This is a genomic window from Mesorhizobium sp. M0601 (genome assembly GCF_040320845.1).
Classification (GTDB): Bacteria; Pseudomonadota; Alphaproteobacteria; order Rhizobiales; family Rhizobiaceae; genus Mesorhizobium.
The window spans coordinates 125,885-151,656 of sequence record NZ_JAMYQK010000006.1; the positions used below are offsets into that span (position 1 = coordinate 125,885).

Genomic DNA, 25,772 nt, shown 5'->3' on the forward strand with positions numbered 1-25,772 from the left:
GCAATTTCATTTTGCTCGTCCAACTGGACGCACCGCCAGCCGCTAATGCTCGATCGGACCCTTCGGCATGACCAGCGCGGTGCCGGCTGTCGTCGGGCGCTCGATCATGCGGCGGACGCGCGGTGGCTCGTTGCCGCTGTGCAGCGCCCTTATGCGCTCGCCGATGACGGCGTCGGCGTAGGTGGCGCGCCGATTGTGGCGGATATATTCGACCCAAGTCGGCGTGTGGTAGTGCTCGATCCATATCGACGGATTTTCGAGATCGCGGGCCAAGGTCCAGTTGCGGGCGCCGTCACGGCGGCGGATGCGGCCGCGCTCGGCCATGGTGGCGAGGAATTCCGGTACGTCCTCGTTGCGGATGACATATTCGATCATGATGGCGATTGGACCGCTGCGCGGCTTGAGATCAAGCGCCAGATGCGGCTCCTGAAAACGGTTGAGCGGGTCGAGGTTGAGCACCGCCTGCTGCGGCAGCGGCAGCAGCAGGCCGATGGCGCCTCCCGCCAGCATGGCGACGCTGGCCGCCATCAGGGCGACTTCGGCGCCATGCGCGCCGGCAACGACACCCCAGACCCAGCTGCCGAGCGCGATGCCGCCGAAGGTCGCGGTCTGGTAGACCGAAAGCACGCGGCCGACCACCCAGCGCGGCGTCGACATCTGCACGGTGACGTTGAAATGCGACAGCGCGGTCACCCAGCAGGCGCCGCCGAGCAGCAGGCCGAGCGACGTCTGCCAGGCATGATTGCTGACGGCGGCGTTGAAGGCGCAGACGGCGAAGCCGGCGAATGCCATGCGCACCATGGTTTCGCTGGACAGCAGCTGCCGCAGCCTGACGCTGGTCAGCGCGCCGCCGACGGCGCCGATGCCGAAGGCGCCGAGCATGATGCCGTAGCTCAAGGCATCGCCCTTGACGACGTCGCGCGCGACCAGCGGCAGCAGCGCCAGGACGGCGCCGGCGCTGAAGCCGAAAGCCGAGCTCCTGACCAGCACCTTGCCGATATTGGGCGACATGGCGACATAGCGCAGGCCGGCACCCATGGCGGCGCCCAGCGTCTCGCGCGGCAAGGTCGATGCCGGCAGTTCCGGCTTCCAGCGGGCCAGCACGACGATGAGGCCGACATAGCTCAGCGTGTTGACGGCGAAGGCCGCGGCAGCGCCTGCCGCGGCAACGATGATGCCGCCGATCGCCGGGCCGACGCTGCGCGTCAGGTTGAAGCCCATCGAGTTGAGCGCGATCGCCGCCGGCACCTTGGTGCGAGGCACCATGTCGCCGACCGAAGCCTGCCAGGACGGACTGTTGAGCGCGGTGCCGCTGTCGATCAGGAAGGTGAAGGCGAGCAGCGTCCACGGCGTCATCAGGTCGAGATAGGTGAAGACGGTCAGAAGAGCCGAGACGACGAGCATGAAGATCTGGGCGATCAGCATGACTTTGCGCCGGTTGAAGCTGTCGGCGATGGCGCCGGCCAGCAGCGCGAAGAGCATGATCGGCAAGGTGGTCGAGGCCTGGACCAATGCCACCTGGTAGGACGAGGTGGCGATCGTCGTCATCATCCAGGCGGCGCCAACGCCCTGGATGAGGCCACCGAAATTGGAGACGAGGCTGGCGGACCACACCGCCCGGAAGATGCCGTGCCGGAACGGCGCCAGCGCCGAGGCGCTTTCGCTTTCCGGTGTGTCGTCGTTCATAAATGCTTTCCCGGGCTCAAACGCGTTTTGTTCTTCCGATGAATCGGCCCCTCAAGCCATGGATTCAAAAAATAGAACATCATGTCGCAAAGGGCGAACGCATTCTCGACAAAGATCATGGTCCAACAACGAGATAGCGCGCCTGCCCGCCATAGCGCTTGCCGCGCCGAGCGCTGCCATATGATTTGTGGGCACCGGCAGCGCCTCTAGCGGTCCTCGAAGCCGGTCAGCACGCCGACGGCGTTGATGCCGATCTCCTCGACGGCGTAGCCGCCTTCCATGACGAACAGCGTCGGCAGGCCGAGCCTGGCGATGCGGCGGCCGATCCTGGGGTAGTCGGGTGTCTTCAGCTTGAACTGGCTGATCGGGTCCTTCTCGAAGGTGTCGACGCCGAGTGAAACCACGACGACATCAGGAGCATAAGCCGAAAGCCTCGTGCAAGCGTCCTCGAGTGAGGCGTTCCACACGTCCCAGCCGGTGCCGAAGGGCATCGGGTAATTGTCGTTGAAGCCTTCGCCGTCGCCCTCGCCGCGTTCGTCGGCATGGCCGAGGAAGAAGGGATATTCCGTCATCGGATCGCCATGCAGGTTCAGCACCTGAACGTCACCGCGGCGATAGAATATCTCCTGGGTGCCGTTGCCGTGGTGATAATCGATGTCGAGGATCGAAACGCGCCCGGCGCCATGGTCGCGGAACCATTGCGCGGCGACGGCGGCGTTGTTGATGAAGCAATAGCCGCCCATGAAGGCCGCCCCTGCATGGTGCCCTGGCGGGCGGCACAGCGCGAAGGCGGAAGGCTCACCGGCCTTGACCAGCGCGGCGGCGGTCAACGCGACGTCATAGGACGACTTGATCGCATCCCATGTGCCTTTGACGAACGTTGCGCCACCGTCGAAGGAGTAGAAGCCGAGCAGCGCATCGATGCCTTTCGGGCGCACGTCGCCGCGCAGGCCGCGCGTCGGCCAGGTGAAGGGAATGGCCGAACCGCTGCGGCCCGACGCTTCCCAGAGCGGCCACACGGTCGGCAGGAAATCGATGTAGTCGCTGGCATGCACCTTCCTGGCGGCGGCGAGGTCGTGGCTTTCCGGCGGCAGGATCGGACCGAGCTTCTCGCTCTCCACCCGCGCCCTGATGAACTCGGCGCGCGACGGCTTTTCAAAGGCCGGCACGATGGCGCCGGCGATCAATTCGACATTGCCGGAATGGCCGGCATGGAAAGGCGAAAAAACAGTCTTCATGAAATTGTTCCGTGGTGAGACGCGGCGACCCTAACCGTCCTGCACTGCCTTTCACAAGGCGCTGGGCCAACCAGCCATGGCTTGCTGGCCCGGCAGCCGGTCGTCTAGCCTGCCGGCAGCGCAACCGACCTGCGGGTAATCATGAGTTCAAATGCCGACCTGATCGTCACCAATGCCCGTGTGCTGACCATGGACGAAGGCAATCCGACAGCCGAAGCGGTGGCGATAAAGGACGGCAACATCCTGGCGGTTGGCGATCGCCGGACGATCGAGGCGCTGAAAGGGCCGGCCACGAAGATCATCGATGCGCAAGGCGGTTCGGTGGTGCCGGGCTTCATCGAAGCGCATATGCACCTTTTCGGCGGCGCCGCCGAACTGGACAATCTACACCTTCAGGGCGTGCATGGCTTCGATGCGCTGAGCGACGCGATCCGCGCCTACGCTGCGGCACGGCCGAACGCCAAATTGCTGCTTGGGGCCGGCGTCGACTATACGATCCTTTCCAAGGAAGAGCCGGTCACCCGCCATCATCTCGACCGCATCATCGCCGACCGGCCGTTCGCCATGTCGGCTTCTGATCACCACACGATGTGGGCCAACACCAAGGCGCTGAAGCTGGCTGGCATCCTGCACGGCAAGCAACTCGGCCCCGGCAACGAGATCGTCATGGGTGCCGACGGCCTCGCGGCCGGCGAATTGCGCGAGGGCGAGGCGTTTGGGCCGATCCTCGAGCTTTCCGGGCAGAACCGCGTGCGGCTCGGCCTTGCGACAGGCGGCGAGCCCGAACCGTACCCTTCCGCAGCCGAAGTCGCGGCCGATCGCGACCTGATGCATCGCGGTCTGGAATGGTGCGCCCGCCACGGCATCACCTCGATCCAGAACATGGACGGCAATCTCTACCAGCTCGAACTGCTTGCCGGTTTGGAGCAGGAAGGGCGGCTGCTCTGCCGCACCAAGATACCTTTTCATTTCAAGAACTTCATGACGCTCGACAAGCTGGAAAAGGCATCGAGCATGGCCAACTCCTATCGATCGGAATGGCTGTCGTCCGGCATGGTCAAGATGTTTTACGACGGCGTGCTGGAAGGCTGGACCGCGGTCATGGTCGACGACTATGCCGACCGGCCGGGCTGGCGCGGTGAGCCGCTGTTCACGCCAGAGCATTTCGCCGAGGTGGCAGTGGAGGCCGACCGGCGCGGCCTGCAGATCGCCGTGCATTCGATAGGCGACGGCGCTGTGCGCGCGGTCCTCGACGGTTACGAGGCGGCGCGGCGGAAGAACGGCAGGCGCGACAGCCGTCACCGGGTCGAGCACATCGAGGTCACCACTGCCGCCGACGTGCCGCGCTTTGCCGAACTCGGCGTCATCGCCTCGATGCAGCCGCCGCACCCGCCCGGCGCCATGGACTTCCCGCTGGAGCCGACGCTCTCGCGCATCGGCCGCGAAAGATGGCCGCTCAGCTATGCCTGGCGGACGCTGAAGCAGGCGGGCGCGCATGTCGTTTTCGCTTCCGACTGGCCGGTGTCGCGGGTCGACCCGATCCTGGGCATTCAGGCGGCGGTGCTGCGCAAACCTTGGGCAGAGGGCGATCCCGACCAGAGCTTCTCGCTGCTGGAAGCGCTTGCGGGCTATACGGTCGAAGGCGCCTATGCCGAATTCATGGAACACCGTAAGGGCCGGCTGAAACCAGGCTATCTGGCCGATCTGGTGGTGCTGTCGGCCGATATCGAGGCAACTGAACCGGCTTCCTTGCACAAGGTGCGTCCGGTCAGCACCATCTGCGGCGGCAAGATCACTTACCGGGGTTGATGATGGCGCTGACTATGGCATGGGGCTTGCGTTCTGAACCGAGATCCAGATGCATGGTTGCCAAGCCGACCGGCATATGCTGACAATCGAATGGGAACTGGATCCGCCATCAAGAGCGGACATGAAAATGGGGTAATGCGTGCCGGATCAACCGGGTAAGAGTGCAATCGAGGTCCGCGGCGTCCGCAAGGTGTTCGGTACCGGGGACGCACAAGTCGCCGCTCTCGACACGGTTTCGGTGTCGATCCGCGAGAACGAGTTCTTCACGCTGCTCGGGCCGTCGGGCTGCGGAAAGACGACGCTGCTCAGGCTGATCGCCGGCTTCGATTTTCCCAGCGAAGGCGAAATCCTGCTGCACGGCCACGACATCGCGCCGCTGCCGCCGTTCAAGCGGCCGGTCAACACCGTCTTCCAGTCCTATGCGCTGTTCCCGCACATGACGGTGGCCGAGAACATCGGCTTTGGGCTGGAGATGCTGGGCAAGCCGAAGACCGAAATCAAGGCGCGCGTCGCCGAGATGCTGAAGTTGGTCAAGATGGAGGCGCTGAGTGCCCGCCGCACCAGCCAGATCTCCGGCGGCCAGCAGCAGCGCGTCGCACTGGCCCGCGCGCTGGCGCCGCAGCCGAAAGTGCTGTTGCTCGACGAGCCGCTGTCGGCACTCGACTACAAGCTGCGCAAGGAAATGCAGATCGAACTGAAACGGCTGCAGCACCAGACCGGCATCACCTTCATCTTCGTCACCCATGACCAGGAAGAAGCGCTGACCATGTCCGACCGCATCGCCGTGATGTCGGCCGGCAAGATCCTGCAGGTCGGCACGCCCTGGGACATCTATGACAAGCCGGCCGAGCGCTTCGTCGCCGACTTCATCGGCGAAACCAATTTCCTGACCGCGGCCATCACCGGTATCGGCAACGGCAAGGCGCGCGCGACACTAAAATCCGGCGCGACGATCGACGCGACGGTGGCTGAGGGCTTCCAGCCGAAGGAGAATGCGACGCTGGTGGTCAGGCCGGAACACGCCAAGCTGACCGGCGGCAAGGGCGATCTTTCCGGAACCGTCGAAAACATCGTCTATTTCGGCACCGACACGCATATTCATGTCCAACTGGACAGCGGCGAAGCCTTCACCGTGCGCCAGCAGAACACGCGCAGCGCAGGCTGCGGTTTCGAGCGGGGCGACAAGGTCGGCGTCTCGATCGGCAACGACGCCGCGCAAGTGCTGAGGGATTGATGGCGAGCGCGGAAGAAGTCGCCAAGGCGGCCGAACGGCGCGACATCCGCGACCGCTGGCTGCTGTCGGCGCCGGCCCTGCTGATCATCTTCCTTGCAGCAACCGGTCCCTTGCTGATCGTGCTGGTTTATTCGTTTTTGACGCCCGGCCCTTATGGCGACGTGAAGTGGCAATTCTCGCCCGAGGCCTGGACATCGGTGTTCATGGAACGCGACATCTTCGACGACACGCTTTCCATTGCTGCCGCCCATGTCACTATCTTCTGGCGCTCGATCAAGCTTGCCATCGTGACCACGATCGCTACTTTGGCACTTGGTTTTCCTACTGCCTATTTCATGGCGACGCGCAGCGAGAAGACGCGCGATCTCTGGCTGTTCCTGATCACCATACCGTTCTGGACCAACTTGCTGATCCGCACCTTCGCCGTGCTGCAGATCATCCGCAACGAGGGTCTGATCAACACGGTGCTGCTCAAGCTCGGCATCATCTCGGCGCCGATCCAGCTACTCTTCACGGATACAGCCATCCTGATCGGCATGGCCTATGTCTATCTGCCGCTGATGGTGCTGCCGATCTACGCCAGCATGGAAAAACTCGATTTCCGGCTGGTCGAAGCCGGCTACGATCTTTATGCGACACGCTTCCAGGTGCTCAGGCGTATCATTTTCCCGCTGGTCAAGCCGGGCGTCATCGCCGGCTCCATCCTGGTGTTCATTCCGGCGCTCGGCGCCTATGTCACACCGGTCCTATTGGGCGGCGGTAAGACCATGATGCTTTCCAACCTGATCGAGCTGCAGTTCGGGCAAGGCCGCAACTGGCCGCTCGGCTCGGCGCTGTCGATCGCCGTCATGGTCATCGTCATGGTGGCGCTGCTCGCCTATGTGCGTAACACCGGCCGGTCGGAGATGCGTCATGGCTAGCAGCTTCGCAATCAAGCATCAGCCGGGATTCACCGCGATCGCCGCGACCTGCTTCGTCGTGCTCTATCTGCCCATCGTCGTGCTGGTCGTCTATGCCTTCAACGCCGCGACCTCGACGTCGGAATGGGGCGGCTTCTCGCTCAAATGGTTCCAGTCGGCGTGGCAGAACACGCAAGTCATCGACGCCACCGTGCGCTCCTTCCAGATCGGCGCCATCGCGGCGATCCTGGCCACGATCTTCGCCACCATGGCGGCGCTCGCCACCACGCGCACGCCGCCCTATCCCGGCCTGACCTTCAAATATGCCGCCATCAACCAACCTCTGATGGTGCCGGAGATCGTCACCGGCGTGGCGCTGCTGATCTTTTTCTCGCGCATCAAGATATTCACCGGCTATTCCGGACTCGGCTACCTAATCGCGGCGCATACGGCCTTTTGCATTCCGTTCGCCTACCTGCCGATCCGGGCGCGGCTGGAGAACATGGACCTGACGCTGGAACGGGCCGCCGCCGATCTCTATGCGACGCCGTGGAAGACGTTCCGCCGCATCACCCTGCCGCTGCTTTGGCCCGGCATCCTGGCCGGATTGATGCTGGCCTTCGTAATCTCGCTCGACGATGTCGTCATCACCGAGTTCGTGAAATCGGGCGGCCAGGACACGCTGCCGACCTACATGCTTGGCCAGATACGTCGAGGCATAACGCCGGAGATCAACGCGATATCGACCGTGTTCCTGCTCTTGTCGGTCGCCATCGTGACGTTGTTTTTCTTCATCAGCAGGAAACGGGACTGAAAATCGAAAATGGGAGCTAAAACATGAACTGGAAGACATCAGCGACCGCCGTCGGGTTGGCGCTGCTCGCCTCGACAAGCGGCGCTTTCGCGGACGGCGTTTTGAACATCTACAATTGGGGTAATTACACCAGCCCCGACGTGATCAAGAAGTTCGAGCAGAAATACAACATCAAGGTGACCATCACCGATTACGATTCGAACGATACGGCGCTGGCCAAGGTTCGCCAGGGCGGCACCGGCTTCGACATCGCGGTGCCTTCGCAAACCTTCGTGCCGATCTGGATCAAGGAAGGCCTCGTTCAGGAGACCGATCCCGGCAAGATGGAGAACTTCAAGAACGTGGCGCCGGAATGGGCCAATCCCGATTTCGATCCCGGCCGCAAATATTCCGTGCCATGGGCTTGGGGCACGGTGGGCATCGTGGTGAACACCGATGTCTACAAGGGGCCGTCGGACAGTTGGGGCATTATCTTCAACACACCCGACGAACTGAAGGGCAAGGTCAACGTCGTGCCGGAAATGAACGACGTCATGTTCGCGGCGACCAAATATGTCGGCGCCGCGCAATGCGCCAGCGATAAGGAAACGCTGAAGAAGGTGCGTGACACTCTGGTTGCTGCCAAGCCGAACTGGATCGCGATGGAATACAATACCATCGAGAAAATGGGCGCCGGAGATTTCAAGGCGACCAGCGACTGGAACGGCTCGGCCTTTCGCCAGCGGCTGGCGAACCCCAAGATCCACTATTTCTATCCCAAGGAAGGTTTTGGCCTCTGGAGCGACAATGTCATGGTCCTGAAGGACGCCAAGAATGTCGAGAACGCCAAGCTGTTCCAGAACTTCATCATGGATCCGGAAAATGCCGCCGGCCTATCCGCCTTCCACCGCTACGCCAACGGCATTGCCGGTTCCGACAAGTACATGCCGGCCGATATGAAGGATGCGCCGGAAGTCATCATCCCGGAAGACGTCAAGGCGCATGGCGAGCTGCAAAAATTGTGTTCCGAGGACGTGCAGGCAATCTACAGCAAGATCTGGACCGAACTGCAGAAGTGACCGCATCGTGATGGACCCGGCGGCAGGCGCCCGCCGGGTCCGTTTTGTCCGCATTTTTTTAACGTCGCCTATCGGTGGCGACACTGAAAGCCGTGCACGCCATCGCCGCGGCGCTCGCCTAGAACGCCAAAGACCCGGAAGGAAGCGGCTATGGCCGGCAAGACCGCGTTCGAGACCAGGTATGGCTTTGCCCGCAAGGAGGTGCTGCTCGGCAATTGGCGGGAAAGCCCGTTCAGCCGGTGGTCGTTCCAGAATGTCGGCGAGCTGGTGCCGAGCGCTGCCGTGGCGGCACAGCCGGGCAGCAGCGAGGCGCCGGAGCAGGATTTCGGCGGGCTACTTGGCGAAAAGGTCGCTCTTGCAGGCGGCGCGGAGACTGTCGCGGCGTTTCTCGCGCGCTCCGATACCGACGCGCTGACGATCATGAAACGCGGCAAATTCGTCGGCGACTGGTTCGCGCCGCATATGGAGTTTGGGGCGCGCCACATCGTCTTTTCGATCAGCAAGTCGCTGACCGCCATTGTTGCCGGCATATTGGAAGGCGAGGGGATTTTCGATCCGCAGGCTCCGGTAAGCCGCTATCTGCCCGAAGCCGCCGGCTCGGCCTATGGCGATGCGCGTGTGCGGCACGTGCTCGACATGAGTGTCAGCCTCGATTTCGAAGAGGCCTATCTCGATCCGGAAAGCGCCTTCGCCCGCTACCGCCGCGCCATGCTGTGGAATCCAGGCGGGGGCATCGAGAGCCTGGCCACTTTCCTCACGACGCTGCAGGGCCTGGCCGAGCCGCATGGCCGGACGTTCCGCTACCGTTCGCCCAATTCCGACCTGCTCGGCATCCTGCTCGAACGTGCTTCTGGCCGGCGTTTCGACGATCTGATGCGCGAAAAATTATGGGAGCCGCTCGGCGCCGTCGGCGACGCCTCGGTGACAGTCGACACGGAAGGAACGGCGCGCACCGCCGGCGGCATTTCGGTGACACCGCGCGACCTTGCACGCGTCGGCGAGATGATGCGGCAAGGCGGCGCAGCCAATGGCCGCCGCGTCGTGCCGGAAGCCTGGGTGCGCGACACGACCGAAACTGGCGGCGACGCCGAGGCCTGGCGGCGCGGCACGATGGCGTTCCTGTTTCCGCGTGGCCGCTACCGCAACAAATGGTACCAGACGGGCGCCGCAAGCGGCGCCTTCTGCGGCATCGGCATCCACGGCCAGTGGCTTTACGTCAATCCGAAGGCCGAAATTGTGATCGCAAAGATGTCGTCGCAGCCGGTACCGGTCGACGATCCGCTCGATCTGGATATGATTTCCTTCTTCGAGGCGCTGAGCCGGATGGTCTGATCCATCCAGGCAGCCCGACCTTTCCTGTGGACCTCTCGCCGGGTTGAAAATGGCGCAGTTGGCGCGGCAGTACTCTGCGCCTATGGTCGCCGCTCGTTTCGACCAGCGACAGGTACGACATGGCAGCCGACATCAAGCGCATCGCGACCATCATAGCCGCCGAGATCGCCGCGCGGCCCGAACAGGCTGCGGCGGCGATCGGCTTGCTCGACGACGGCGCGACCGTGCCGTTCGTGGCGCGCTACCGCAAGGAGGTCACCGGCGGCCTCGACGACACGCAGCTGCGCGACCTCGCCGAGCGGCTCGCCTATCTGCGCGAACTCGACGCGCGCCGCGACACCATCCTTGGTTCGATCCGCGAGCAGGGCAAGCTGACCGAGGAGCTCGAGGCAAAGATCGCTGCGGCCGGCACCAAGGCCGAACTCGAAGACATCTATCTGCCTTACAAGCCGAAGCGCCGGACCAAGGCCGAGATCGCACGCGAGCGCGGGCTCGCGCCTCTGGCGGAAGCTATTCTCGCCGACCGTACGGCTGTACCCGCCGAGCTGGCGCTGGCCTACATCAGCGAAGACGTCGTCGATACCAAGGCGGCGCTCGAGGGTGCGCGCGACATCCTGTCCGAACAGTTCGCCGAGAATGCCGACCTGGTCGGCAGATTGCGGACCTACATGAAGGAACGCGCCTTCCTGCGCTCGCGCGTCGTCGACGGCAAGCAGGAGGCCGGCGCGAAATTTTCCGACTATTTCGACCATGTCGAGCGCTGGGCCAACGTGCCGAGCCATCGCGCGCTGGCCATGTTGCGCGGCCGCAACGAGGAGGTTCTGTCGCTCGACATCGAAGTCGATGCCGATGACGCCTCTCCGGTGAAACCGGTTGAGCGGATGATTGCCGACGCCTACGCCATCGGCCGCCAGTTGCCGGGAGACCGCTGGCTGATGGAGGTCGCCGGCTGGACCTGGCGCATAAAGCTGTCGCTGCACCTGACGCTCGATCTGATGCGCGATCTGCGCGAGCGGGCCGAAGAAGGAGCCATCCATGTCTTCGCCCGCAATCTCAAGGATTTGCTGCTTGCCGCCCCTGCCGGCTCACGGCCGACGATGGGGCTTGATCCGGGCATTCGCACCGGCGTCAAGGTGGCGGTGGTGGACGGCACCGGCAAGCTGCTGGCGACGACAACGGTCTATCCGTTCCCGCCGAAGAACGATGTCCGCGGCACGCAGGCCGAACTGGCCAAGCTCATCCGGCTGCACAAGGTCGAGCTGATCTCGATCGGCAATGGCACCGGCAGCCGCGAGACCGAAAGGCTGGTGGCCGACATGCTGGCTGATATGCCTGCCGGGTCCGGGCCGAAGCCGCTCAAGGTGATCGTCAGCGAAGCCGGTGCCTCGGTCTATTCCGCCTCGGCAGCGGCGGCAGCTGAATTTCCAGGCCTCGACGTGTCGCTGCGCGGGGCGGTGTCAATCGCGCGGCGCCTGCAGGATCCGCTCGCCGAACTGGTCAAGATCGAGCCCAAGTCGATCGGCGTCGGCCAGTACCAGCACGACGTCGATCAGTACCGCCTCGGCCGCTCGCTGGAAGCGGTGGTCGAGGATGCGGTCAACGCCGTCGGCGTCGATCTCAACACGGCGTCAGCGCCGCTTCTGGCGCGGGTTTCGGGTCTCGGCGCATCGCTGGCCGAGGCGATCGTTGCGCATCGCGATGCCTCCGGCCCGTTCGCCAGCCGCCGCGAACTGTTGAAGGTCTCCCGCCTTGGACCCCGCGCGTTCGAGCAATGCGCCGGCTTCCTGCGCATTCCAAACGGCAGCGAACCCCTCGATGCCTCGGCCGTGCATCCGGAAGCCTATGGCGTTGCCAAGAAGATCGTCGCGGCCTGCGGGCGCGACGTCCGCTCGCTGATGGGCGACAGCGCCGCACTCAAGGCGCTCGATCCGCGCGTCTTCGTCGATGAGCGCTTCGGCGTGCCGACGGTGCGCGACATCCTGGCGGAGCTGGAAAAGCCCGGCCGCGATCCGCGCCCCGGCTTCAAGACCGCGACCTTTGCCGATGGCATCGACGACATCAAGGATCTGAAGCCCGGCATGCAGCTTGAAGGCACTGTCACCAATGTCGCGGCTTTCGGCGCCTTCGTCGATATCGGCGTGCACCAGGATGGGCTGGTGCACGTCTCGCAACTGGCCGATCGGTTCATCAAGGACGCGCATGAGGTGGTCAAGGCCGGCGACGTGGTCAAGGTGCGTGTCGTCGATGTCGATATCAAGCGCAAGCGCATCGGCCTGTCGATGCGCAAGGATGGTGGCGGTGGCGCACCGAAGCCGCGCGACAATGGCGGCAGGCCGGTGCCGCGCGCGCCCGCGCCCCAACGCCAGCCGGAGCGGCCGGTGCAGCAGGGCGCGTTCGGCGCCGCTTTGGCCGATGCGTTGAAGCGGAAGTAATTTCGCGAGCCGGGCTGCGCCGCCAGGTCAGACGGCGGCGCTCGACATTGATGATCCATCACCAATGCTCATGGATCGGCGAAGCTATTTCGTTTGATTTTTTCAGGACGGGAGCCGATAAGCCGCGCGTTTCAAGATTTCTGTTTCGATGCATGTCGTTATCCCAAGCTGCGGAACACCCTCGGGTCAGGCCCGCGGGCAAGCTTTGGGCGACATGCATGAGTTTGGGAGACCGAGAGCCATGGCCGCCGACAAGAACGCATTCGTCTGGGATGATCCTTTCCTGATCGAGGACCAGCTTTCGGAGGACGAGCGCATGGTGCGCGATGGCGCCGCGGCGTTTGCCGCCGACAAGCTCGCTCCGAAGATCGAGGAAGCCTATCTCGAGGAGAAGACCGACGCCGGGATCTTTCGCGAGATGGGCGAGGCCGGACTGCTCGGCATCACCATCCCCGAGGAATATGGCGGGCTCGGCGCCAACTACGTCACCTACGGGCTGGTCGCGCGGGAAGTGGAGCGGATCGACTCGGGTTATCGCTCGATGATGAGCGTGCAGTCGTCGCTGGTGATGTATCCGATCCATGCCTATGGCTCGGAAGAGCAGCGCAAAAAATACCTGCCGAAGCTGGCGTCGGGCGAATGGATCGGCTGCTTCGGCCTGACCGAGCCGGATGCCGGCTCCGATCCGGGCGGCATGAAGACGCGGGCCGAGAAGACCGCGAGCGGCTACAGGATCTCCGGCTCGAAAATGTGGATTTCCAACGCGCCGATCGCAGACGTGTTCGTCGTCTGGGCAAAGTTGTCCGACGAAAGTGGGGGCGCGCATGGCAACGAGATTCGCGGCTTTGTCCTGGAAAAGGGCATGAACGGGCTGTCGGCGCCGAAGATCGGTGGCAAGCTGTCGCTGCGAGCCTCGATCACCGGCGAAGTGGTGATGGAAGGCGTCGAGGTCGGCGAGGACGCGCTGCTGCCCAATGTCTCGGGTCTCAAAGGGCCGTTTGGCTGCCTCAACCGGGCACGCTACGGAATTTCCTGGGGCGCCATGGGCGCGGCTGAGGATTGCTGGCACCGCGCCCGCCAGTATGGCCTCGACCGCAAGCAGTTCGGCAAGCCGCTGGCCGGTACGCAGCTTTTCCAGAAGAAGCTCGCCGACATGCAGACCGAGATCGCGCTCGGCCTGCAGGGCAGCCTGCGCGTCGGGCGGCTGATGGATGAAGGCAAGATGGCGCCGGAGATGATCTCGCTCGTCAAGCGCAACAATTGCGGCAAGGCGCTCGACATCGCCCGCCAGGCCCGCGACATGCATGGCGGCAATGGCATCCAGATCGGCTACCACGTCATGCGCCACGCCCAGAACCTGGAAACCGTCAACACCTATGAGGGCACGCATGACGTGCATGCGCTGATCCTCGGACGGGCGCAGACCGGGTTGCAGGCATTCTTTTAGGGTTCAGGCTCCGCTTCCAGGATTTCCGTGCCTGGTATCTCCCCTCGCAAAGCGGGAGATCGGCAACTTTCGTCGACCATGCCACATTTTGTTCTTGCTTTGTGCCGGCAGCTATGCTACTAATCTGGGTATGGTGCTAATTGGCTCCAACGACCCGCCCGCCGAGGCGGGTTTTTCTTTTCCGCTCTTTTCGACCAAGCATCGCGTGTGCTGCCGATCATCGATATCGGCGGGAAGCGCCCGGTGCTGACCCGCCGGACTTCGGCTCTGCAGCGTTGCAACGTCTTGCCGCCACACTGCGGAATCCCGGGGTCGGCGCTCCGTTTCGTGAGCTATGAAAGCTGCTTGATTTAGGTGCAGCGCAACATCTCTGCTTGGAGAATGGTCAGCATTCGTGTCAGGGTTCAGCGAACTCCTTTTGAAACGCCGACTTCAGGGGCACCATGGCAATTCTGGCAGCCGTCTATCACCTGACCCATTACAAATACGACCGGCCGGTCGTATTAGGCCCGCAAGTCATAAGGTTGCAGCCTGCGCCGCATTCCCGCACCAAGGTGCTCAGCCATTCGCTGAAGGTCGGGCCGGCAAATCACTTCGTCAATCTGCAGCAGGACCCCTACGGCAATTTCCTGGCCCGCTTCGTCTTTCCCGAGCCGGTGACGGAACTGAAGATCGAGGTCGATCTCGTTGCCGACATGACGGTCTACAATCCGTTCGATTTCTTCGTCGAACCGTCGGCCGAGACGTTTCCATTCGAATACCCCGAAGAGATCCGGGACGATCTGACCATCTATCGAACGCCGGAACCGGCGGGGCCGCTGTTGGAGGGATTCCTGAAAACCATCCCGCGCCACCCGACCAACACCGTCAATTTTGTCGTCGACCTCAATGCGCGGCTACAGCGCGAGATCGCGTATATCGTGCGCATGGAAACCGGCGTCTTCTCGCCCGAGGAAACGCTGGCCGCCGGCAAGGGGTCGTGCCGGGATTCGAGCTGGCTCCTGGTGCAGATACTGAGGAACCTCGGCATCGCTGCGCGCTTCGTCTCCGGCTATCTGATCCAGCTGAAGCCCGACCTCGTCGCTCTTGACGGGCCGCCCGGCACGGCGACCGATTTCACCGACCTCCATGCCTGGTGCGAGGTGTATCTGCCGGGCGCCGGCTGGATCGGCTTCGACCCGACCTCCGGCCTGCTCACCGGCGAAAGCCATGTGCCGCTCGCGGCAACGCCGCATTTCCGCAATGCCGCGCCGATTTCCGGCATGGCGAGCTTCGCCAATGTCGAGTTCGGTTTCGACATGCGGGTCGACCGCATCGCCGAGCATCCGCGCATCACCAAGCCGTTCTCCGACGAGAGCTGGCAGGCGCTCGACGCGCTGGGCGTCGAGGTCGATGCAGCACTCCAGGCCGGCGATGTGCGGCTGACCATGGGCGGCGAGCCGACCTTCGTCTCGATCGACGATTTCGAGGCTGCAGAGTGGAACACCGCCGCCGTCGGGCCGACCAAGCGAGAAAAGGCCGACGCGCTGATCCGCCGGCTACGCGAACGCTTCGCGCCGGGCGGCTTCCTGCATTACGGGCAAGGCAAGTGGTACCCCGGCGAAAGCCTGCCGCGCTGGACCTTCTCGCTCTACTGGCGCACCGACGGCGAGCCGGTGTGGAGCGACCCGTCGCTGATCGCGCATGAAAAGAGCGAGGCGGATGTCGGACCGAAGCAGGCCGAAGGCCTGCTGACGGCGATCGCCGACGAACTCGGCATCGACAAGACGATGGTCAGCGAAGCCTACGAGGATCCGGCCGAATGGCTGCTCAAGGAAGGCAAGCTGCCTGACAACGTCGATCCTTCCAATTCGAAGCTGGAGGACCCTGAGGAGCGCAGCCGCATGGCGCGGGTGTTCGAACGCGGGCTGACCAAGCCGTCGGGCTATGTGCTGCCTGTCCAGCGCTGGAACAGCCAGGCATCAGGACCGCGCTGGCGCTCGGAGAAGTGGAAGACGCGGCGCGGCCGGCTGTTCCTGGTGCCCGGCGATTCGCCGGTCGGCTACCGCCTGCCGCTCGGCACGCTGCCCTATGTGCCGCCGGCGCAGTTCCCCTACATAGTCCCGGTCGATCCATCGCTGCCGCGCGGACCATTGCCGGCGCGTGAGGCGATCTTGCCCGGTTCTGCTTCTCCGGCCGAGCTGGAAGGCGGCGACGAAATGGCGCGACGCCAGCAGGCGGTCTCCTTCACGGCCGTTACCGGCCAGCAAGACCGCGTCGAACAGGAGATCAGCGAGATCGGCGGCGCTGTGCGCACAGCGCTTTCGGTCGAGCCGCGTGACGGACGGCTTTGTGTGTTCATGCCGCCGGTCGAGGCGCTGGAGGACTATCTCGAACTGGTCGCGGCGGCGGAGAACGCTGCCAAGGCGATCGGACTGCCTGTGCATATCGAGGGCTACGGCCCGCCGCACGATCCGCGCCTCAACGTCATCCGTGTCGCACCCGATCCCGGCGTCATCGAGGTCAACATCCACCCCGCCGCGAATTGGCAGGATTGCGTGGCGACGACCACGGCGATCTACGAAGAGGCGCGGCAGACGCGGCTTGGCGCCGACAAGTTCATGATCGACGGCCGCCACACCGGCACCGGCGGCGGCAACCATGTCGTCGTCGGCGGCGCAACGCCCAATGACAGTCCGTTCCTGCGCCGCCCCGACCTGTTGAAGAGCCTGGTGCTGCAATGGCAGCGGCATCCGTCGCTGTCCTACCTTTTCTCCGGCCTGTTCATCGGCCCCACCAGCCAGGCGCCGCGCTTCGATGAGGCGCGCCACGATACGCTCTACGAACTCGAAATCGCGATGGCGCAGGTGCCGCATCCGGACAAGGGCGCGGCACCCCTGCCGTGGCTGGTCGACCGGCTGTTCCGCAACCTTCTGACCGACGTGACCGGCAATACGCATAGATCGGAAATCTGCATCGACAAGCTGTTTTCGCCGGACGGGCCGACCGGCCGGCTCGGGCTGGTCGAATTCCGCGGCTTCGAGATGCCGCCCAACGCGCGCATGAGCCTGGCGCAGCAATTGCTGGTGCGCGCCATCATCGTCCGGGCCTGGAAGAACCCGCTCGACGGCCGCTTCGTGCGCTGGGGCACTTCGCTGCACGACCGTTTCATGCTGCCGCATTATGTCTGGGCTGACTTTCTCGATGTGCTGGACGACCTCAAGCTGAACGGCTTTGCGTTCCGTCCGGAATGGTTCGATGCCCAGCTCGAATTCCGCTTCCCGTTCTGCGGCGAGGTCCAGCATGCCGGCGTCAAGCTGGAGCTCAGGCAGGCGCTCGAGCCGTGGCACGTGATGGGCGAGCAAGGCGCGATCGGCGGCACCGTACGGTTTGTCGATTCCTCCGTCGAAAGGCTGCAGGTGAAGACCGAGGGGCTCAACCCGGAGCGTCACGCCGTCGTCTGCAACGGCCGCGTCGTGCCGATGAAGGTGACCGACAACCGCGAGATCGCGGTGGCCGGCGTGCGCTTCAAGGCCTGGCAGCCGGCGTCGGGCCTGCATCCGGCGCTGCCGGTCAACACTCCGCTGGTCTTCGACATCTATGACCGCTGGTCGGGCCGCGCGGTCGGCGGCTGCGTCTACCATGTGGCACATCCCGGCGGGCGCAGCTATGACACCTTCCCGGTCAATGGCAACGAAGCGGAGGCGCGGCGGCTCGCCCGCTTCGAGCCACGTGGCCATACGCCGTCCAGCTATGTGCTGCGCAACGAAGAAGCCTCTGAAGATTTCCCGATGACCCTTGACCTTCGGCGGCCGCAAAGACTCTGATCAGCCATGGCGAAGGGGAATCACAAAAGGGTGCGCAGCAAGCCGCAGACCCACAGTCTGCTGGAGCACTATCAGCCGATCGACGGCGTCGTCGACGAGATGGTCGATGCGTCGGGCAATCCGCGGCCGGCCTGGCGGCACTTCATCGAGGCGCTGGAGGACCTGGGTCCGGAAAAGCTTGCCCAGCGTTTTGCCCGCGCCGACCAGTACCTGCGCGATGCCGGCGTCTACTACCGCGTCTACGACAAGGCCGGCGCCAACGAGCGCGAATGGCCGCTGGCGCATGTGCCGCTGCTGATCGAGGAGCAGGAATGGGCTGACATCAGCGCCGGCCTGGTCCAGCGCGCCGATCTGTTCGAGGAGACCATCGCCGACATTTACGGGCCGAACCGGCTGGTCGAGAAAGGCATTCTGCCGGCCGGATTGATCGCGGCCAGCCCGGAATATTTGCGGCCGGTCGTCGGCACCAGGCCGGCCAGCGGCCATTTCCTGCATTTCTGCGCCTTCGAGCTCGGTCGTGGCCCGGACGGCCGCTGGTGGGTGCTTGGCGACCGCACACAGGCGCCGTCGGGCGCCGGCTTTGCGCTGGAAAACCGCGTCGCCACCACGAGGGCGCTGTCCGACATCTACGGCGAGATGCATGTGCACCGCCTGGCCGGCTTCTTCCGTCGCTTCCGCGACGCGCTGATCGGCATGGCCAGGCAAGCCGGCGGCCGTGTCGCCATCCTGACGCCGGGACCGCTGAACGAAACCTATTACGAACATGCCTATATCGCCCGCTATCTCGGCATCATGCTGCTCGAGGGCGAGGACCTGACCGTCTCCGGCGGCAGGCTGATGGTGCGCACGGTTTCGGGGCTGATGCCGGTGAGCGTCTTGTGGCGGCGGCTCGACGCCGCCTTCGCCGATCCGCTTGAATTGCGGCCGGACTCGCAGATCGGCACGCCGGGGCTGGTCGAAGCGGTTCGGCAAGGGGCGGTTTCGGCCGTCAATGCACTGGGCTCCGGCCTGATGGAGACGCGCGCGCTGCTCGCCTTCCTGCCGAAGATTTCGCGCGCCCTGCGCAATGAGGAACTGCTGTTGCCGACGGTCGCGACATGGTGGTGCGGGCAGGAGACGGAGCGTGAACATGTGCTCGCCAACATCGATAGCATGGTGATCGGCCCGGCGCTGTCGACGCGGCTTGCCTTCGAGGACGACGGCTCGACCAAGCTCGGGTCAGCGCTGTCGGTCGAGGAACGGGCCGAGCTCGTCGCCAGGATCGAACGGGACGGCGGCGACTTCGTCGGCCAGGAAGCGGTGACGCTGTCGACCACGCCTGTCTATGTCGGCGGCTGGCTGGAGCCGCGGCCGGCAAGCCTGCGCGTCTATCTGGCGCGGACGCCGGAAGGCTGGACGGTGATGCCGGGCGGTTTTGCCCGTGTCGGCTTTTCGCTCGACCCGACGGCCATTGCCATGCAGCGCGGCGGCCAGGCGGCGGATGTCTGGGTGGTCAGCGACAGGCCGGTCGAGCGCGAGACGCTGCTGCCGCAGGAGCACGACAGCTTCACCCGAACCTTGCCGGGCAGCCTGCCCAGCCGCGCGGCTGAGAACCTGACATGGCTCGGCCGCTATATCGAGCGGTCGGAAGACACGGTGCGCATCCTGCGCGCCTACCATGTGCGGCTGGCCGAGACATCCGATCCCGAGATGCCGCTGCTCGCCGATATCAGCGACTATCTCGCGCCGTTCGGCATCGACGTCGAGACGGCAATCCCATTGGGGCTCATCGGCATGCTGGACAGCGCCGTTTACAGCGCCGGGCAGATCCGCGACCGCTTCTCGCCCGATGGCTGGCTGGCATTGAAGGATCTGTCGAAGACCATCCATCAATTTGCCGCGACAGTGGCGCCGGGTGACGACGCGACAAGGGCAATGACGGTCATCCTGCGCAAGCTGGCCGGGTTTTCCGGCCTGCTGCACGAGAACATGTACCGCTTTGCCGGCTGGCGTTTCCTGGAAATCGGCCGCAGGCTCGAACGCGGCATCCAGATCGCCCGCACGCTCGCCCGGCTGACCGGAGCCCAGGCGCCGGAAGGTGCGCTCGACATGATGCTGGAGATCGGCGACAGCGTCATGACCCACCGTCGGCAATATCCGGTGCAGGCGGGGCGGCGCACCGTGGTCGACCTTCTGGCGCTCGATCCGCTCAACCCGCGCTCAATCCTTTTCCAGCTCGAACGGCTGAAAGCCGAAATCGCGCTGCTGCCCGCTGTCGGCGCTGAAGGCCATATGTCGCCGGCGGCCAAGGAAATCCTGCAGCTCAACACGTCGATCGCCATCAAGGAGCCCTCGGACATGACGGCCAAGGCCCTCGGCGATCTCGCCAATGAAATCGGCGGGCTCTACAACAGCCTCGCCAAAGCCTATTTCGGGTAGAGACAGCATGCTCTACGACATCAGGCTTCACCTGCGTTACGACTATGATGCGGCGGCCGGCGGTGGCCGCCATCAGGTGCGCGTGCTGCCGCCGACCATCCCTGGCGTGCAGCGCGTCATCGCCGCTTCACTGTCTTTTGTGCCGGCGCCCAGCGAACGTTCCGACTTTTCCGACTTTTTCGGCAACAGTGTCACCTCGATCGCCTTTCGTGACGCGCATGATGCGCTCGACATCAGGATGAGCGCGCGTGTTTCAGTGTCGCGGCCCGAACCCGGACTCGACGTATCGCCGGACATACGCCGGCTGAGGGAAGAACTCGGCGCAGTGCACTCGCTGGCGCCGGCTTCGCCGCATCACTTTCTGGCCGCCAGCGATCATGCCGGCATCGACGCGGCAATCACTGCCTATGCGAAAGGCAGTGCCGGCAGTTCGACAGTCGGCACGGCCATGGCTCTGTGCAACCGCATTCACCGCGATTTCACCTATGACGGCGAGGCGACCACCGTGCAGACGCGGGCCAGCGACGCCTTTGGCCTGAAGCGCGGCGTCTGCCAGGATTTTTCCCACATCATGATCGCCGGCCTGCGCGGCCTCGGTATTCCCGCGGGCTATGTCAGCGGGTTCCTGCGCACCATCCCGCCGCGCGGGAAGCCGCGGCTCGAAGGCGCCGACGCCATGCACGCCTGGGTCAAGGTGTGGTGCGGGCGCGATGCCGGCTGGCAGGAATTCGATCCGACCAATGGCATGCGGGCTAGCAACGACCATATCACGGTCGGCTATGGCCGCGATTACTCCGATGTGGCGCCGATCGTCGGCGTGCTGAAAACCACTGGTGGACAGGTCGGCGAGCAGGCGGTCGACGTCATTCCGGTCGTGCTCGAGAAGGCGTGACGACGCACGTCTTCGACGCACGGCGACGTCGATAGGCTGTTCCGGGACCAAGAGATCAAGAGGCGTTGGAACCCGCAGCCGGCAAGCGGCTTATCTACGGAAATTCCGTGGAGAGGACATGCTGGACAAATCCGGGTCGTCGTCTGGCCAATCGGCTGTGAGGAAAGCTGCACCAAAAAACGCGGTGCCGCACAACGGAGCGCTGGAGAACGGCGCGCAAGCCTCGGCCGTTCGGGCCTCGCTCAACTATGTCACCGACACTGAACCCGGTATTCGCCGGCTGCGTTCGGGCAAGGGGTTCTCGTACAAAGGACCCGACGGGCGGACTGTCGACGGGGAGGCGCTGGCACGCATCAAGGCGCTCGCCATTCCACCGGCCTGGACCGATGTGTGGATCTCGCCGGATGCCGACGGTCACATCCAGGCGACCGGTCGGGACCAGCGCGGCCGCAAACAATACCGCTATCACCCGCACTGGGCGGAGGAGCGTGACGGCGTCAAATATTCGAGCCTGATCGCCTTCGCCGAAAGCCTGCCCGAACTGCGGCGGCAGATCGACGTCGATTTGCGCCGTCACGGCCTGCCGCTGGAACGCGTCGTTGCGGCTATCGTCTGGCTGCTCGACAACACGATGATCCGTGTCGGCAATGCCGCCTATGCCCGCGACAACAAGAGTTTTGGGCTGACCACGCTGCGCGACCGCCATGTCGACATCAAGGGCTCGAGCCTGCGTTTTGCCTTCATCGGTAAATCCGGCAAGGAATGGAGATTGAAGCTTGTCGATCGCCGGATTGCCAAGGTCGTGCGTGGAGCGCAGGACCTGCCGGGGCAGAAGTTGTTCCAGTATCTCGACGAGGACGGAAACAGGCGTCCGGTGCGCTCAGACGACGTCAACCGCTATATCAGGGAAAACGCCGGAGCGGAGTTCAGCTCCAAGCACTTCAGAACCTGGGGTGGCACCATCCATGCGGCGTCGCTGTTTGCGCAAACCGAACGTCCGGAAAGCCAGGCGCAGCAAAAGCGGGTGATGAACAATATCATCGACAAGGTTGCCGAGCGGCTCGGCAATACGCGCGCGGTTTGTCGCCAATGCTACATCCATCCGGAAGTGTTCCGCGCCTGGCCCGAAGGACGGCTGCTGGACGAAATGGCGGATGCCAACCAAGGCAAGCGCTCGATCGCCGGGCTCGACGACGAGGAGGCCTTGGTCTTGAGATGGCTGAAGGCGAGGGAATGACGCCGGGACCGGAGCGTATTTTTTTGTCGACGCCATGTCGGCATCGGCCCTAGTGTTTCGTCCTTTGACAGAGAAAAGGACGACCCATGCTCTACGCGATCCTCTGCTATGCCTCCGAAGACGTCGTCTGCTCCTGGAGCAAGGAGCAGGACGACGCCGTCATGGAAAAACTTCTGGGTGTGCAGGAAAAATATGCCCAGGCGGGCCGGCTTGGCCCGGTGGCGCGGCTCTTGCCGACGACCGCGGCGACGACGCTGAGGAAGGTCAAGGGCGAATCGATCGTCATCGACGGCCCGTTTGCCGAAACCAAGGAACAGTTCCTCGGCTTTTACACGCTCGAATGCGCCGACCTCGATGAGGCCGTCGACTTCGCGCGCGAGCTTTCCGAGGTCAACCCGAGCGGCGGCTCCTACGAAATCCGGCCGGTCTCGCTGTTCAATCCCGCCAAGGTTTCCGCATGACCGAACTCGCCTGGATCAGCACGGCAATCAGCACCGCTCGCCCGCAGGCGATGGGGGCATTGCTGCGCTACTTCCGCGACCTCGACGCGGCGGAGGAAGCATTCCAGGACGCCTGCCTGAGGGCACTGAACAACTGGCCGAAAAACGGTCCTCCGCGCGATCCGGCAGCCTGGCTGATCTTCGTCGGCCGCAACAGCGGCATCGATGCGGTGCGCAAGCGCGCCAAGCAGGCGCCCCTGCCGGAGGAGGACCAGATCTCCGATCTGGAGGATGCCGAGAGCGACGTCGCCGAGCGGCTGGACGGGGCGCATTACCGCGACGATATTTTGCGGCTGCTGTTCATCTGCTGCCATCCCGACCTGCCGGCCACACAGCAGATCGCGGTGGCGTTGCGCATCGTCTCCGGCCTGACGGTCAAGCAGATCGCCCGCGCCTTCCTCGTCGGTGAAAGCGCAATGGAGCAGCGTATCACGCGCGCCAAGGCGCGTATCGCCGACGCCGGGGTGCCGTTCGAGACGCCGGGAGCGGTCGAGCGCTCCGAACGGCTCGCCGCCGTCGCCGCCATGGTCTACCTGATCTTCAACGAAGGCTATTCCAGCAACAGCGGCGAGGCTTCGGCGCGTGCGCCGCTTTGCGAAGAGGCGATCCGGCTGGCCCGGCTGCTGCTCAGGCTGTTCCAGACCGAGCCGGAGATCATGGGGCTGACGGCGCTGTTGCTGCTGCAGCATGCACGCTCGCCGGCTCGCTTCGACGAGAACGGCGAGATCGTGCTGCTCGAAGACCAGGACCGCAGCCTGTGGAGCCGCAAGATGATCGATGAAGGCCTGGCGCTGGTCGATAAGGCGTTGCGCCATCGCAAGCCGGGTCCCTACCAGGTGCAGGCGGCGATCGCCGCACTGCATGCGCGGGCGGAAAAGCCCGAGGACACGGACTGGAACGAGATCGACCTGCTCTACGGCCTGCTCGAGCAGATGCAGCCGTCGCCGGTGGTGACGCTCAACCGCGCCGTCGCGGTCTCCAAGGTGCGTGGACCGGAAGCCGCACTCGCCATGATCGAGCCGCTGGAGGGAAGGCTTTCCGGCTATTTCCATTTCTTCGGCCTCAAGGGCGGACTGCTGATGCAGCTTGGCCGCGGCGAGGAGGCGCGCGTCGCTTTCGACCGCGCCATCGCGCTTGCCAATACGGCCGCCGAGGCAGCGCATATCCGCATGCATATCGACCGGCTGATGAAAGAAAGCGCCGTGCGGGAAACCGCCAAGACGGCACACTGATTCGCTCTATCTGGCTGGTTCAACAGTCGGACGCCGGCTTGGACCATGCCGGGGTGGCGATTTCTCCCTGAAACGCGTAATGCCACGCCATGACAGCGCCTGGTGTGCCGACCGGCAGGGAGTGGGTATGGCGCAAGGCTCGGACCGACGCCATATGAGCGACGGGATCTGAAAGGGATGAAAATGACGATTGCGAAGGAAACGGCCGGGCTTCTGGCGAAACTGGGCGTTGCCGAGCGCGCGCTTACGGGCGGCGATCTTATCGTGCGCAGCCCGGTGACCGGCGAGCAGATCGCCGCGCTGAAGACCATCTCGCCGGCCGATGCGGCAACGACCATCGACAATGCCCACAGAGCTTTCCTGGCGTGGCGGCAGGTGCCAGCTCCCAAGCGTGGCGAACTGGTGCGGCTGCTCGGCGAGGAATTGCGCACACACAAGGCCGAGCTTGGCCGGTTGGTATCGATCGAAGTCGGCAAGATCCCATCCGAAGGTCTTGGCGAAGTGCAGGAGATGATCGACATCTGCGATTTCGCCGTCGGTCTTTCCCGGCAATTGTACGGCCTGACCATCGCCACCGAGCGTCCCGGCCATCGCATGATGGAGACCTGGCATCCGCTCGGCGTCGTCGGCGTCATCTCGGCCTTCAACTTTCCGGTCGCGGTGTGGTCGTGGAACGCAGCACTTGCGCTGGTCTGCGGCGACGCGGTGGTGTGGAAGCCGTCGGAGAAGACACCGCTGACGGCGCTCGCCTGTGAGGCGATTTTTGCACGCGCGGTAAAGCGTTTCGGTGCTGACGCGCCGCAGGGACTGGCGCCCGTGCTGATCGGCGATCGCGCCGTCGGCGAGATCCTGGTCGATCATCCCAGGGTGCCGCTGGTCTCGGCCACCGGCTCGACGCGCATGGGCAGGGATGTCGGCCCACGGCTGGCGAAGCGCTTTGCCCGTGCCGTGCTGGAGCTCGGCGGCAACAATGCCGGCATCGTCTGCTCGACGGCCGATCTGGACATGGCGCTCCGCGCTATCGCCTTCGGCGCCATGGGCACGGCCGGCCAGCGCTGCACGACGCTCAGGCGCCTGTTCGTGCATGAGAGCGTCTATGACCAGCTCGTTCCGCGCCTGAAGAAGGCTTATGAGAGCGTCTCGGTCGGCAATCCGCTGGAGACAAGCGCTCTGGTTGGCCCGCTGATCGACAAGGCTGCCTACGAGAATATGCAGAAGGCGCTGGAGGAGGCGGCTTCGCATGGCGGTAAGATAACCGGCGGAATGCGGGTCGAGAACGGTCACCCCGACGCCTACTATGTGCGTCCGGCGCTGGTCGAAATGCCGCGGCAGGTTTCGCCGGTGACAGAGGAAACCTTCGCGCCCATCCTCTATGTGATGAAATATTCGGACTTCGACACCGCGCTAGAAGAACACAATGCGGTGGGAGCGGGGCTGTCATCCTCGATCTTTACCCGCGACCTGCAGGAATCCGAGCGCTTTCTTAGCGTCGACGGATCGGACTGCGGTATCGCCAACGTCAATATAGGCACGTCAGGGGCCGAGATCGGCGGTGCCTTCGGTGGCGAGAAGGAAACCGGCGGCGGCCGCGAGAGCGGCTCCGATGCCTGGAAGGCCTATATGCGGCGCGCCACCAATACGGTGAATTATTCCAAGGCGCTGCCGCTTGCGCAGGGCGTGTCGTTCGACATCGATTGAAATGCCGGACCTCCGTCGCGGCGGCGCCAAGGCTGCCACG

The 25,772-nt window shown here is 64.2% G+C and carries 17 protein-coding genes; 15 read left to right on the forward strand and 2 right to left on the reverse strand.

All coding sequences use genetic code 11. The features are described 5' to 3' along the window. Positions 1-42 precede the first annotated feature (42 nt). Together NKI41_RS08975 and NKI41_RS08980 are read right to left on the reverse strand one after the other, a co-directional pair. On the reverse strand, positions 43-1,686 hold the full coding sequence (locus NKI41_RS08975) for an MFS transporter (protein WP_352682554.1): 1,644 nt from the start codon (positions 1,684-1,686) through the stop codon (positions 43-45). 206 nt (positions 1,687-1,892) lie between these two features. After that, a complete protein-coding gene (locus tag NKI41_RS08980; RefSeq protein ID WP_352682557.1) occupies positions 1,893-2,924 on the reverse strand; it encodes a histone deacetylase family protein in 1,032 nt (343 codons plus the stop codon). Between the two features lie 141 nt (positions 2,925-3,065). Between NKI41_RS08980 and NKI41_RS08985 the strand changes: the two genes are divergently transcribed. From NKI41_RS08985 to amaB, 15 genes are all read left to right on the forward strand, one after another. Then, entirely contained in the window at positions 3,066-4,733 is a 1,668-nt protein-coding gene (locus NKI41_RS08985) for an amidohydrolase (RefSeq protein ID WP_352682559.1), read from the forward strand. 139 nt (positions 4,734-4,872) lie between these two features. Then, positions 4,873-5,967, forward strand: coding sequence for an ABC transporter ATP-binding protein (locus NKI41_RS08990; RefSeq protein WP_352682561.1), 1,095 nt, complete (start codon positions 4,873-4,875; stop codon positions 5,965-5,967). Next, positions 5,967-6,887 (forward strand): ABC transporter permease, encoded by a 921-nt coding sequence (locus tag NKI41_RS08995; RefSeq protein WP_352682563.1) that lies wholly within the window; start codon positions 5,967-5,969, stop codon positions 6,885-6,887. Before NKI41_RS08990 ends, NKI41_RS08995 begins: the two co-directional genes overlap by 1 nt. Further along, a complete protein-coding gene (locus tag NKI41_RS09000; protein WP_352469567.1) occupies positions 6,880-7,680 on the forward strand; it encodes an ABC transporter permease in 801 nt (266 codons plus the stop codon). Before NKI41_RS08995 ends, NKI41_RS09000 begins: the two co-directional genes overlap by 8 nt. Before the next feature lie 23 nt (positions 7,681-7,703). Then, a complete protein-coding gene (locus tag NKI41_RS09005; protein ID WP_352682565.1) occupies positions 7,704-8,738 on the forward strand; it encodes an ABC transporter substrate-binding protein in 1,035 nt (344 codons plus the stop codon). 150 nt (positions 8,739-8,888) lie between these two features. Continuing rightward, positions 8,889-10,070 (forward strand): serine hydrolase domain-containing protein, encoded by a 1,182-nt coding sequence (locus tag NKI41_RS09010; protein ID WP_352682567.1) that lies wholly within the window; start codon positions 8,889-8,891, stop codon positions 10,068-10,070. 119 nt (positions 10,071-10,189) lie between these two features. Then, the gene (locus NKI41_RS09015) at positions 10,190-12,502 is read left to right on the forward strand and encodes a Tex family protein (protein ID WP_352682569.1); all 2,313 of its coding nucleotides are present in this window, start codon (positions 10,190-10,192) and stop codon (positions 12,500-12,502) included. A gap of 241 nt (positions 12,503-12,743) precedes the next feature. Next, entirely contained in the window at positions 12,744-13,949 is a 1,206-nt protein-coding gene (locus NKI41_RS09020) for an acyl-CoA dehydrogenase (RefSeq protein WP_352682571.1), read from the forward strand. A gap of 443 nt (positions 13,950-14,392) precedes the next feature. Then, positions 14,393-17,755 (forward strand): transglutaminase family protein, encoded by a 3,363-nt coding sequence (locus NKI41_RS09025; RefSeq protein ID WP_352682572.1) that lies wholly within the window; start codon positions 14,393-14,395, stop codon positions 17,753-17,755. Positions 17,756-17,761: 6 nt separating this feature from the next. Next, positions 17,762-20,173, forward strand: coding sequence for a circularly permuted type 2 ATP-grasp protein (locus tag NKI41_RS09030; protein WP_352682574.1), 2,412 nt, complete (start codon positions 17,762-17,764; stop codon positions 20,171-20,173). 7 nt (positions 20,174-20,180) lie between these two features. Continuing rightward, a complete protein-coding gene (locus NKI41_RS09035) occupies positions 20,181-21,065 on the forward strand; it encodes a transglutaminase family protein (protein ID WP_352448166.1) in 885 nt (294 codons plus the stop codon). Between the two features lie 118 nt (positions 21,066-21,183). Next, on the forward strand, positions 21,184-22,302 hold the full coding sequence (locus NKI41_RS09040; RefSeq protein WP_352682576.1) for a DNA topoisomerase IB: 1,119 nt from the start codon (positions 21,184-21,186) through the stop codon (positions 22,300-22,302). Positions 22,303-22,388: 86 nt separating this feature from the next. Next, positions 22,389-22,763: a YciI family protein gene (locus NKI41_RS09045; RefSeq protein ID WP_254817007.1), complete on the forward strand. Its 375-nt coding sequence runs from the start codon at positions 22,389-22,391 to the stop codon at positions 22,761-22,763. Further along, positions 22,760-24,034, forward strand: coding sequence for an RNA polymerase sigma factor (locus NKI41_RS09050; protein ID WP_352448164.1), 1,275 nt, complete (start codon positions 22,760-22,762; stop codon positions 24,032-24,034). The genes NKI41_RS09045 and NKI41_RS09050 overlap by 4 nt, the downstream gene beginning before the upstream one ends. 183 nt (positions 24,035-24,217) lie before the next feature. Then, positions 24,218-25,732 (forward strand): L-piperidine-6-carboxylate dehydrogenase, encoded by a 1,515-nt coding sequence (gene amaB, locus NKI41_RS09055; protein ID WP_352682656.1) that lies wholly within the window; start codon positions 24,218-24,220, stop codon positions 25,730-25,732. Positions 25,733-25,772 lie beyond the last annotated feature (40 nt).

What these genes read in the sequence shown, in the direction of transcription:
- NKI41_RS09050 (WP_352448164.1), top strand. Translation starts at nt 22,760, where the DNA reads ATGACCGAACTCGCCTGGATCAGCACGGCAATCAGCACCGCTCGCCCG.
- NKI41_RS09005 (WP_352682565.1), top strand. Translation starts at nt 7,704, where the DNA reads ATGAACTGGAAGACATCAGCGACCGCCGTCGGGTTGGCGCTGCTCGCC.
- NKI41_RS09015 (WP_352682569.1), top strand. Translation starts at nt 10,190, where the DNA reads ATGGCAGCCGACATCAAGCGCATCGCGACCATCATAGCCGCCGAGATC.
- NKI41_RS08975 (WP_352682554.1), bottom strand. Translation starts at nt 1,686, where the DNA reads ATGAACGACGACACACCGGAAAGCGAAAGCGCCTCGGCGCTGGCGCCG.
- NKI41_RS08985 (WP_352682559.1), top strand. Translation starts at nt 3,066, where the DNA reads ATGAGTTCAAATGCCGACCTGATCGTCACCAATGCCCGTGTGCTGACC.
- NKI41_RS09000 (WP_352469567.1), top strand. Translation starts at nt 6,880, where the DNA reads ATGGCTAGCAGCTTCGCAATCAAGCATCAGCCGGGATTCACCGCGATC.
- NKI41_RS09025 (WP_352682572.1), top strand. Translation starts at nt 14,393, where the DNA reads ATGGCAATTCTGGCAGCCGTCTATCACCTGACCCATTACAAATACGAC.
- NKI41_RS08980 (WP_352682557.1), bottom strand. Translation starts at nt 2,924, where the DNA reads ATGAAGACTGTTTTTTCGCCTTTCCATGCCGGCCATTCCGGCAATGTC.
- NKI41_RS09035 (WP_352448166.1), top strand. Translation starts at nt 20,181, where the DNA reads ATGCTCTACGACATCAGGCTTCACCTGCGTTACGACTATGATGCGGCG.
- NKI41_RS09045 (WP_254817007.1), top strand. Translation starts at nt 22,389, where the DNA reads ATGCTCTACGCGATCCTCTGCTATGCCTCCGAAGACGTCGTCTGCTCC.
- NKI41_RS08995 (WP_352682563.1), top strand. Translation starts at nt 5,967, where the DNA reads ATGGCGAGCGCGGAAGAAGTCGCCAAGGCGGCCGAACGGCGCGACATC.
- amaB (WP_352682656.1), top strand. Translation starts at nt 24,218, where the DNA reads ATGACGATTGCGAAGGAAACGGCCGGGCTTCTGGCGAAACTGGGCGTT.
- NKI41_RS09030 (WP_352682574.1), top strand. Translation starts at nt 17,762, where the DNA reads ATGGCGAAGGGGAATCACAAAAGGGTGCGCAGCAAGCCGCAGACCCAC.
- NKI41_RS09010 (WP_352682567.1), top strand. Translation starts at nt 8,889, where the DNA reads ATGGCCGGCAAGACCGCGTTCGAGACCAGGTATGGCTTTGCCCGCAAG.
- NKI41_RS09020 (WP_352682571.1), top strand. Translation starts at nt 12,744, where the DNA reads ATGGCCGCCGACAAGAACGCATTCGTCTGGGATGATCCTTTCCTGATC.
- NKI41_RS09040 (WP_352682576.1), top strand. Translation starts at nt 21,184, where the DNA reads ATGCTGGACAAATCCGGGTCGTCGTCTGGCCAATCGGCTGTGAGGAAA.